The 9,940-nt window shown below is 33.6% G+C and carries 8 protein-coding genes and 1 rRNA gene; 6 read left to right on the top strand and 3 right to left on the bottom strand.

Features of this window, described 5'->3' with window-relative positions; genetic code table 11:
- Positions 1–27 precede the first annotated feature (27 nt).
- Positions 28–137: ribosomal RNA gene (rrf, locus tag B8T70_RS17000) — 5S ribosomal RNA — on the top strand.
- A gap of 629 nt (positions 138–766) precedes the next feature.
- Here rrf and B8T70_RS16995 read toward each other — a convergent pair.
- From B8T70_RS16995 to B8T70_RS16985, 3 genes are all read right to left on the bottom strand, one after another.
- Positions 767–1,720, bottom strand: coding sequence for a transketolase family protein (locus B8T70_RS16995; protein WP_039120506.1), 954 nt, complete (start codon positions 1,718–1,720; stop codon positions 767–769).
- Positions 1,721–1,793: 73 nt separating this feature from the next.
- Positions 1,794–2,642 (bottom strand): transketolase, encoded by an 849-nt coding sequence (locus B8T70_RS16990; RefSeq protein ID WP_039120505.1) that lies wholly within the window; start codon positions 2,640–2,642, stop codon positions 1,794–1,796.
- A gap of 203 nt (positions 2,643–2,845) precedes the next feature.
- Positions 2,846–3,706, bottom strand: coding sequence for a polysaccharide deacetylase family protein (locus B8T70_RS16985; RefSeq protein WP_086895586.1), 861 nt, complete (start codon positions 3,704–3,706; stop codon positions 2,846–2,848).
- A gap of 228 nt (positions 3,707–3,934) precedes the next feature.
- Between B8T70_RS16985 and tgt the strand changes: the two genes are divergently transcribed.
- The 5 genes from tgt (at position 3,935) to dnaB (ending at position 9,850) form a co-directional block, all read left to right on the top strand.
- Entirely contained in the window at positions 3,935–5,065 is a 1,131-nt protein-coding gene (gene tgt / locus B8T70_RS16980; RefSeq protein ID WP_039116475.1) for a tRNA guanosine(34) transglycosylase Tgt, read from the top strand.
- A 63-nt stretch (positions 5,066–5,128) separates the two neighbouring features.
- On the top strand, positions 5,129–6,217 hold the full coding sequence (locus B8T70_RS16975) for an LptF/LptG family permease (RefSeq protein ID WP_086895585.1): 1,089 nt from the start codon (positions 5,129–5,131) through the stop codon (positions 6,215–6,217).
- Positions 6,204–7,091 (top strand): DMT family transporter, encoded by an 888-nt coding sequence (locus B8T70_RS16970; protein WP_039116472.1) that lies wholly within the window; start codon positions 6,204–6,206, stop codon positions 7,089–7,091. Before B8T70_RS16975 ends, B8T70_RS16970 begins: the two co-directional genes overlap by 14 nt.
- Positions 7,092–7,207: 116 nt before the next feature.
- Positions 7,208–8,161 carry an acetyl-CoA carboxylase carboxyltransferase subunit alpha gene (locus B8T70_RS16965; protein ID WP_039116471.1) on the top strand — a complete coding sequence of 318 codons (954 nt, stop codon included), beginning with the start codon at positions 7,208–7,210 and terminating at the stop codon, positions 8,159–8,161.
- Between the two features lie 141 nt (positions 8,162–8,302).
- Positions 8,303–9,850 carry a replicative DNA helicase gene (dnaB, locus tag B8T70_RS16960; protein WP_086895584.1) on the top strand — a complete coding sequence of 516 codons (1,548 nt, stop codon included), beginning with the start codon at positions 8,303–8,305 and terminating at the stop codon, positions 9,848–9,850.
- Positions 9,851–9,940 lie beyond the last annotated feature (90 nt).

Below are 9,940 nucleotides of genomic sequence, written 5' to 3'. Positions count from 1 at the left end.
AAAAGTTACCTCAAGTAACAACGACCTTAAGGTGGTTATTGCGGCGGGGCTCACCTCTTCCCATCCCGAACAGAGTAGTTAAGCCCGCCTGCGCAGATGGTACTGCAGTTATGTGGGAGAGTATGTCGTCGCCTTTCTTTAGAATCCTCATCATTTATTTGATGAGGATTTTTTTTTGATATAACTCAAATAAAATATATACAGAAATGACTGTTTTGTGAAAAGGTAGTTTCGCAAAATTCCGCAAAAGAAAACACAAAGGTTCGCAAAGTTTAATCAATAGCTTTGTGAACCTTTGTGTTTTTTCTATTTCCTTCTTCTGCGGTTAAAATGGATCAATTAGTAGCCCGACAATCTAAAAAATTTGGTAAAATAAACACAGCAAAGAGCACAAAGGATTATACAAAGGTTCGTAAAGTTTAATCAATAGCTTTGTGAGCCTTTGCGTTTTTCTCTTTTCTCCCTTTGCGGTTAAAGCCTAAAGTATTATTTATACTTAAAAGAGCTTTGCATCTTAGAGATTTCGCAATAAACTATCTTAGTTTTACAAGTAAAAAAAATCTTTACGAGACTCTGTGTAAACTTTGAGAAGCTTTGCGGTATAATTTCAGCATGTTTATGGAGCGAAATCGTTTGTGAATAGTGTCTAACAGTTCCAAGCGATAAAAATGTGTTATAATGTATATAATGAAGTATTATTTCGTGTCCAGACATAAAAAAACCTGCTCGATTGAGCAGGTTTTTAATTTTATAGTATGTAAAAGAATTATTTTCTTTTGATAACTCTTTCTACAGCTTCAACAATTGCTTGATTGTTTAGCTTGTATTTTTCCATTAATTGTTCTGGAGTACCAGATTCTCCGAAACTATCATTAACAGCTACGAACTCTTGTGGAGCTGGATTGTTTAATGCTAATACTCTAGAAACGCTTTCTCCAAGACCTCCAAGTATATTGTGCTCTTCGGCAGTAACAATACATTTTGTTTTTGCTAAAGATTTTAATATAGCTTCTTCGTCAAGTGGTTTGATTGTATGGATATTGATTACTTCGGCAGAGATTCCTTTTGCTTCTAATGCTTCAGCAGCAATAAGTGCTTCCCAAACTAAATGTCCTGTAGCAACAATAGTTACATCTGTACCTTCGTTTAATAAAATTGCTTTTCCAATTACGAATGGCTCATCTGCAGGTGTAAAGTTAGGTACAACTGGACGTCCGAAACGTAAATAAGCTGGTCCATGGTGATCTGCTAATGCTAGTGTAGCTGCTTTAGTTTGATTGTAATCGCAAGTATTGATTACGGTCATTCCTGGTAGCATTTTCATTAAACCAATATCTTCTAATATTTGGTGTGTTGCTCCATCTTCTCCAAGTGTTAAACCTGCGTGAGATGCACAAATTTTTACGTTTTTATCTGAGTAAGCTACAGATTGACGAATTTGGTCATAAACTCTTCCTGTAGAAAAGTTAGCAAAAGTTCCTGTAAAAGGAATTTTACCTCCAATTGTTAAACCTGCTGCGATTCCAATCATGTTTGCTTCAGCAATTCCGATTTGGAAAAAACGCTCTGGGTGATTTTTTTTGAAATCATCAAATTTTAATGAACCAATTAAATCAGCGCATAATGCAACAACATTTTCGTTTTTCTGACCTAATTCAGTCATTCCCGCTCCGAAACCTGAACGAGTATCTTTACTTCCTGTATTTGTATATTTTTTCATTTTTTTGTTGCTATAAGTAGTATACTTTGTAAATAATAGGCATAAAGCTTATTATGAAAAGTATAATGCTTTTTTAATAATCTGCTAAAGTTGAAATGTTTTGAGCTAATGCATTAGCTAATTGGTCGTTGTTAGGTGCTTTACCATGCCAAGCATGTGTATGCATCATAAAATCTACACCGTTACCCATTTCAGTATGTAGTAAAATACAAACTGGTTTTCCTTTTCCAGTTCTTGATTTTGCATCTGCCATACCTGCTAATATAGCATCGATATTGTTTCCTTCTTTGATATCTATAACATCCCAATCAAAAGCTTCAAATTTAGCACGAATGCTTCCCATTGCTAAAACTTCGTCTGTAGTTCCGTCAATTTGTTTTCCGTTAAGATCGATAGTTGCAATTAGGTTGTCTACTTTTTTAGCAGAAGCATACATGATAGCTTCCCAGTTTTGTCCTTCTTGTAATTCTCCATCACCATGTAATGTGTATACAATATGATTGTCTTTGTTTAGTTTTTTAGCTTGTGCAGCTCCAATTCCTACAGATAATCCTTGTCCTAATGAACCTGAAGCAATACGAACTCCTGGCAATCCTTCGTGAGTTGTAGGGTGTCCTTGTAAACGAGAGTTAAGCAATCTAAAAGTTGCTAATTCTGAAACTGGAAAGTAACCGCTTCTTGCTAGAACGCTATAAAATACTGGAGAAATATGACCATTTGAAAGGAAGAAAAGATCTTCTCCGATTCCGTCCATATCAAAACCTTCTTTGCGGTCCATAATATTTTGGTATAAAGACACCAAAAATTCAGTACAACCTAGTGAGCCACCTGGGTGACCTGAGTTGACAGCATGTACCATTCGAAGAATATCTCTTCTTACTTGGATAGTTAAATCGCTTAATTGTTGTGTGTTAGGCTTCATTTTATGTGTAAAAGTTAAACTGTTGCAAAAGTAATTTTTATTTTGCCGTAAGACAAATGATTTTAAAGGAAATGTAGCATTTAGATTATTGGATAATTTGACGATTAGATAATTTGATTTAAGGCTCTGAAATCTATAATTATCTAAAATTGTAGCTACTAAGAAGTATTAATCTTTTGTTTTTTTATTTTTAATTGGCATATTTATCTAATTTTCTGAATTTCACTCCAGGTGATTAGTCGTATGTTGTTCTCTTTTAATTTTTGTTTGCATTCGTTACTTGTGAAATAGTCAAAGTCTATTTGTCTCCACTCAGAACCAAAGTTAGGATGGTTTTTTGTAATGCCTTGCATTTCATTATCATCGAATGCTGGGTGCAGCAAGAAAACGTTGAAACCGGAGTTTATATTATCTAAAGCTTTCTCGTAAGATTTTTTAAGTTCACCTTTTTCGAAGTCTGTAAAATTTCCAATTAGGAGATTGTCGGCTACAAGAGTGTTCTCATAGTTATACTTTTCGTTGGATAAGCTTATCGATTCTACAAATTGTTTATTGATGAAAACGGGTAAGTTGTATTCTTTTCCTAGAGCTTTGTATATTTCTAAAAACTCAGGACATACACCAATACTGCACATATGCGAATCGAGATGGGTGGGTTTTAATCCGAAATGTAATGCTTTCTCAATTTGAGCTCGAAGTTCTTTTTTTACTTCTTCTGGTTTTGCATTATTTATAAAGTCTACTCTGGTTTTATGGAAATAGCCATTTTTATTTACTAATGATGGTACTTCATTAATGGGTAATATTGGACCAAATTTATAGTTCTCCCACTCGCAGGTAAGTGTTAAATGAATTCCGTTATCAAATTGTGGATTGTCTTTTGCGAAGTTTGCTATCTCATAAAACCATGGACAAGGTACCATAATACTATAAGAATTAATCATTCCGTTTTGTAGCGCTTGTATTGTTGCTCTGTTTTCTGAATGGGATAATCCTGCATCATCGGCGTGGATGATTAATAGTTTGCTGTCTTTGGGGTATCCTAGTTTTTGTGATAAATTCATTAGGTCAATGTTATATTCGATATTTTATATCCAAATTTAGTGGATTTTTTTTGCATGAGGGATAATAGCGACATTCTTTTGTGTAATGAAATGGAACAAAAGATATAGCGAATAGCCCGACCCGAAGGGACATGCCCAAATTAATTCATAAAACATCTTTAATTTTTTGATTTATCTAATTATCTAATTTTCAAATTAGCCTATCTTTGCCGACTGAAAAACGTGTATATGAAGTTTGATTTATTACAAAAAGATCTGCAATCGAAAGCGAGAGCGGGAAGTATTACTACTGATCATGGAGTTATTGAAACTCCAATTTTTATGCCTGTTGGTACTGTTGCATCGGTTAAAGGTGTACACCAAAGGGAGTTGAAAAACGATATAAACCCTGATATTATTCTTGGAAATACATACCATTTGTATTTGCGTCCGCAAACTGAAATTCTTGAGAAAGCTGGTGGTTTGCATAAGTTTATGAACTGGGATAGAAATATATTGACAGATTCTGGTGGATATCAAGTGTATTCATTGTCTGCAAACAGAAAAATTAAAGAGGAAGGTGTAAAGTTTAAATCACATATTGATGGATCTTATCATTTCTTTACTCCTGAGAATGTAATGGAAATTCAGCGTACTATTGGGGCTGATATTATTATGGCTTTTGATGAGTGTACGCCGTATCCTTGTGATTACCGTTATGCGCAGCGTTCGATGCATATGACTCACCGTTGGTTGGATCGTTGTATTAATCATCTGGATAAAGTGCCTTTTAAATATGGATATGAGCAAACGTTTTTTCCTATTGTTCAAGGTAGTACTTATAAGGATTTACGTCGTCAGTCGGCTGAATATATTGCTAATGCAGGTCAGCAAGGTAATGCTATAGGTGGATTATCGGTTGGTGAACCAGCTGAAGAAATGTATGCTATGACTGAAATTGTTTGCGAAATTTTGCCAGAAGATAAACCTCGTTATTTAATGGGGGTTGGTACGCCAATTAATATCTTGGAAAATATTGCTTTGGGTGTTGATATGTTTGATTGTGTTATGCCTACTCGTAATGCAAGAAACGGAATGTTGTTTACTGCAAATGGGTCAATCAATATTAAAAATAAAAAATGGGAAGCTGATTTCTCTCCAATTGATGAGATGGGAATTACATTTGTAGATACTGAATATACTAAAGCATATTTGCGACATTTGTTTGCTGCTAATGAGTATCTAGGAAAACAAATCGCTACGATTCATAATCTTGGCTTTTATATGTGGTTGGTTCGTGAGGCTAGAAAACATATCTTAGCAGGAGATTTTATGCCATGGAAAGAAATGATGGTTAAGAATATGAGCCAAAGACTGTAAATGTATTTACTGTTTAATCGTTTATTCGGTTAAATATTAGCAAAAAAACGATTATACTTATCTATGCTGACAATAATAGACAAATACATCTTAAAGAGATATTTAGCCACTTTTACAGTGATGTTGTTGCTATTTATACCGATTGGGATTGTAATTGATGTTTCGGAGAAGATTAACAAGATGTTAGAGAACAAGATTCCGTTTTTGGATATTGTTGTTTACTACTATAATTTTACTATTTATTTTGCCAACTCTTTATTTCCGATATTTTTATTTTTATCGGTGATTTGGTTTACATCTAAATTGGCGAATAATACTGAGGTTATTGCTATATTAAGTTCGGGAATATCTTTTTCGCGTTTTTTACGGCCTTATATTATAGGTGCTTCGATTGTTTCGGTTTTTGTATTGTTGATGGGGTTTTATATTGTTCCTGCAGCAAGTGAAGGCTTTAATAATTTTAGATACACGTATCTTAAAGGTGGTGGAAAGGAAGCTATGCATGGGAATAATACAAATGTATATCGACAAATAAATGACAATGAGTTTATTTATGTAAATAGCTTTAATGATGTTTCTAAAACTGCTTTTAATTTTACTTTAGAAAAGTTTAAAGGAGAAGAACTTATTTCTAAAATTACTGCAAGTCGTATCCAGTGGAATCCAAAAGATAGTACTTATACTATGTATGATTATACTAAAAGGACTTTGGGAGAATTAGATGATAAAATTGAGAAAGCTGCTGAGAAGAAAGCTGTATTTACTTTTGATTTAGAAGATTTGACTCCTGTGGTTTATATTGCCGAAACCTTGAGTATTGGTAAGTTATACGATTTTATAGAAAAAGAAAAAAAACGAGGCTCTGGTGATATCAATGTATATCTTGTTGTTTTGTATAAAAAAATAAGTGTTCCTATCTCGGCATTTATTTTAACGATTATTGCTGTTGCTGTTTCCTCGATGAAAAGACGTGGGGGAATGGGTACCAATTTGGCAATAGGAATTGCACTTGCTTTTGCTTTTGTATTCTTTGACAAAATATTTGGTACACTAGCCGAAAAATCAACTTTCTCACCTTTATTTGCCGTTTGGTTCCCTAATATTGCTTTTGGAATTTTGGCAGTTTTCTTATTACGTAATGCAAAACGATAAACTAAAAAGTTACCTAAGTCTTCATTTAATTGTTTTTATTTGGGGATTTACTGCTATTCTGGGCGCATTAATTACTATAAATGCAGAAGCTTTGGTTTGGTACAGAATGCTTTTGGCAGGGATTTTTTTAGGGGGCTTTATTATTTTTAAGAAAGAATCATTTCATGTTCCTGTAAAAGCTTTTTTTAAGTTAATTTTTGTGGGATTGCTAATTGCCTTGCACTGGATATTTTTTTTTAGGGCAATTCATGTTTCTAATGTTTCGATAACACTTTCTATATTCTCTTTAGGTGCTTTTTTTGCGTCTTTATTGGAACCAATTTTTTTTGGAAGAAAAGTGCTATGGTATGAAGTTTTTTTCGGGCTTATTATCATTGCTGGTTTGGCTCTGATAATGCAGGTTGAAATTCAGTACTTAAACGGAATGTATTATGCCTTAGCTTCTATAATTCTAGGAGTTTTATTTACTTTAATGAATGGTAAATTAATTGCTGATCATGAGCCTTCGGTTATTACTTTTTATGAATTTGGAGCAGGTGTTTTTTTTATTACTATTTACTTTTTATTTCAAGGTAAGTTTACTGCCGATTTCTTTGTGCTTTCTGTAAACAACTGGTTGTTATTGCTGCTTTTGGCTTCGGTATGTACTGCTTATGCATTTACTGCTTCGGTAAAAGTAATGAGAAAACTTACTCCTTATACTGTTATGCTTACGACTAATTTAGAGCCTGTTTATGGAATTATTTTAGCGTATTTTATATTAGGAGGAAAAGAGAAAATGAGTACCGAATTTTATATTGGTGCTATTATAATTGTAATTACAGTTATATTAAATGGTGTTTTTAAACACTATAAAAAAGATGATAAAGTATAATGTTTTAACTCTTTTTGACTTTATTTTTTTATACTTTAATACTAAATAAACACGCCAAACAATATAATATTTTTATATTTGCGGTTCGATTTAAAAACAAAAATTCAAAAGATCCTATGGAATATTTAGATTTTGAACTTCCTATCAAAGAATTAGAAGAGCAGTTAGAAAAGTGTGTTATCATTGGAAAAGAATCAGATGTTGATGTAACGCCAACGTGCAAGCAAATTAATAAGAAATTAGAAGAAACTAAAAGGAGTATATATAAAAACCTAACAGCTTGGCAACGTGTACAATTGTCAAGACACCCAAACAGACCTTATACCTTAGATTATATTAAGGCTATGTGCGGAGATACTTTCTTAGAACTTCATGGAGACAGAGGTTTTAAAGATGACAAAGCTATGGTTGGTGGTTTAGGAAAAATTGATGGGCAGTCGTACATGATTGTTGGTCAACAAAAAGGATACAATACTAAGACACGTCAATACCGAAATTTTGGTATGGCAAATCCAGAAGGATATCGTAAAGCATTACGATTGATGAAAATGGCTGAAAAGTTTGGTATTCCTGTTTTAACTTTAGTAGATACTCCAGGTGCATATCCAGGGCTTGAAGCTGAAGAAAGAGGACAAGGTGAAGCTATTGCAAGAAACATCTTTGAAATGGTACGTTTAAAAGTGCCAATTATCACGATTATTGTTGGTGAAGGTGCTTCAGGTGGAGCTTTAGGAATAGGTGTAGGAGATAAAGTATATATGCTTGAGAATACTTGGTATTCTGTGATTTCTCCTGAATCTTGTTCTTCTATTTTATGGAAAAGCTGGGAGTATAAAGAGAAAGCAGCTGAAGCATTAAAATTGACTTCTTCTGACATGAAAAAACAAAAATTAGTTGATGATGTTATTCCAGAACCATTAGGTGGAGCTCATTATGACAGAGAAACTACTTTTACAACAGTTATACAATATATCACTAAAGGATATAATGAATTGAAAGACTTATCAACAGCCGATTTAGTTGCCCAGAGAATGGACAAATACAGTAAAATGGGCGAATACAAAGAATAAATTCTTACAAATTTATAAAAAATCCGAAGCCTTATCGTTTCGGATTTTTTTTTGGTTTTAAACAATATACATTAACTTATAAACAATTATTCGTAACAACTAGATAGTTATATCTCTTCTAAATTTTGTTACATTCGCTATATGGAAAACTTCAAAAATATAAACCCAATTAAGGTCGATAAAACCGCAATTATTAATTTAGAAAAAGGGAAACTTCCCCCGCAGGTACTGGACTTAGAAGAGGCTGTACTAGGTGCGATGATGATTGATAAAAAAGGTGTAGATGATGTGATTGATATTTTGCAGCCTGATGCTTTTTATAAGGATGCACATAAGTATATTTTTGAAGCGATTGTTCAGCTTTTTACTGAAACTCAACCAATCGATTTACTGACAGTTTCGGCACAACTAAAAAAGAATGGAAAATTAGATATATCAGGTGGTGATTTTTATTTAATTCAGCTTACGCAAAAAGTAGCTTCTTCTGCGCACATCGAATTTCACTCTCGTATCATTCTTCAAAAATTTATTCAAAGAAGTTTGATTCGAATTTCTTCGGAAATTATCGAAGCGTCTTATGATGAAACAACAGACGTGTTTAATTTGCTTGATCAGGCCGAATCTAAACTATATGAAGTAACGCAAGGAAATATTAAACGAAGTTCTGAAACTGCTCAGAGTTTAGTACTTCAGGCAAAAAAGCGTATTGAAGAAATTGCTAAGCAAGAAGGTTTAAGTGGTGTTGAAACTGGTTTTACTAATTTGGACAAACTGACTTCTGGATGGCAACCGAGTGATTTAATTATTATTGCGGCTAGGCCAGCGATGGGAAAAACAGCGTTCGTACTTTCGATGGCTAGAAATATTTCTATTCAGTTTGGGCATCCTGTAGCTTTGTTTTCTCTGGAGATGGCATCAGTACAGTTAATTACGAGGTTAATTTCATCGGAAACTGGATTATCATCTGAGAAATTACGTACTGGTAAGTTAGAACCTCATGAATGGGAGATGTTGAGTACAAAAGTAAAAAACTTAGAAAAAGCTCCTTTGTTTATTGATGATACACCATCACTTTCTATTTTTGATTTAAGAGCAAAATGTCGTCGTTTAGTTTCACAGCATGGTATTAAAATTATTATTGTTGATTATTTGCAATTGATGACTGCTGGAGGAAATAGTAAAGGTGGAGGAAATCGTGAGCAGGAAATTTCTACAATTTCCCGAAACTTAAAGGCTTTGGCAAAAGAGCTAAACGTTCCGGTAATTGCACTCTCGCAGTTATCGCGTGCTGTTGAAACGCGTGGATCAAGTAAGCGTCCGTTGCTATCGGATCTTCGTGAATCTGGAGCGATTGAGCAGGATGCTGATATCGTTTCGTTTTTATATAGACCAGAATATTACAAAATTGAAGAATGGGATGATGATGAGGCTTCACCAACCGCAGGTCAGGCAGAAATAATGATCGCTAAACACCGTAATGGTGGTATCGAAAACGTTCGATTGAAATTTATAGGACACCTTGGGAAATTTGATAACCTTGATGATTTTTCAGGTAGTTATGATGATTTACCATCTAAAATGAATCATGATGACAATCCGTTTGTTGCTAAAAATCTTCCTTCTGCAAACGAAGCTTTTGGAAGTAACTTTAATGATGACGATGATGATGATAGTGATGTTCCATTTTAATGTTTAAATTACTATTTACGATATTACTAAAGTAGTATTGATAACTAAAAAAGGGGAAATTGTTTTTACAATTTCCCCTTTTTTTAATTT

The organism is Flavobacterium sp. AJR, from assembly GCF_002156885.1.
Taxonomy (GTDB): domain Bacteria; phylum Bacteroidota; class Bacteroidia; order Flavobacteriales; family Flavobacteriaceae; genus Flavobacterium.
Note: the sequence above shows the minus strand (reverse complement) of the source record. Positions and strands in the feature narration are given on the sequence as shown.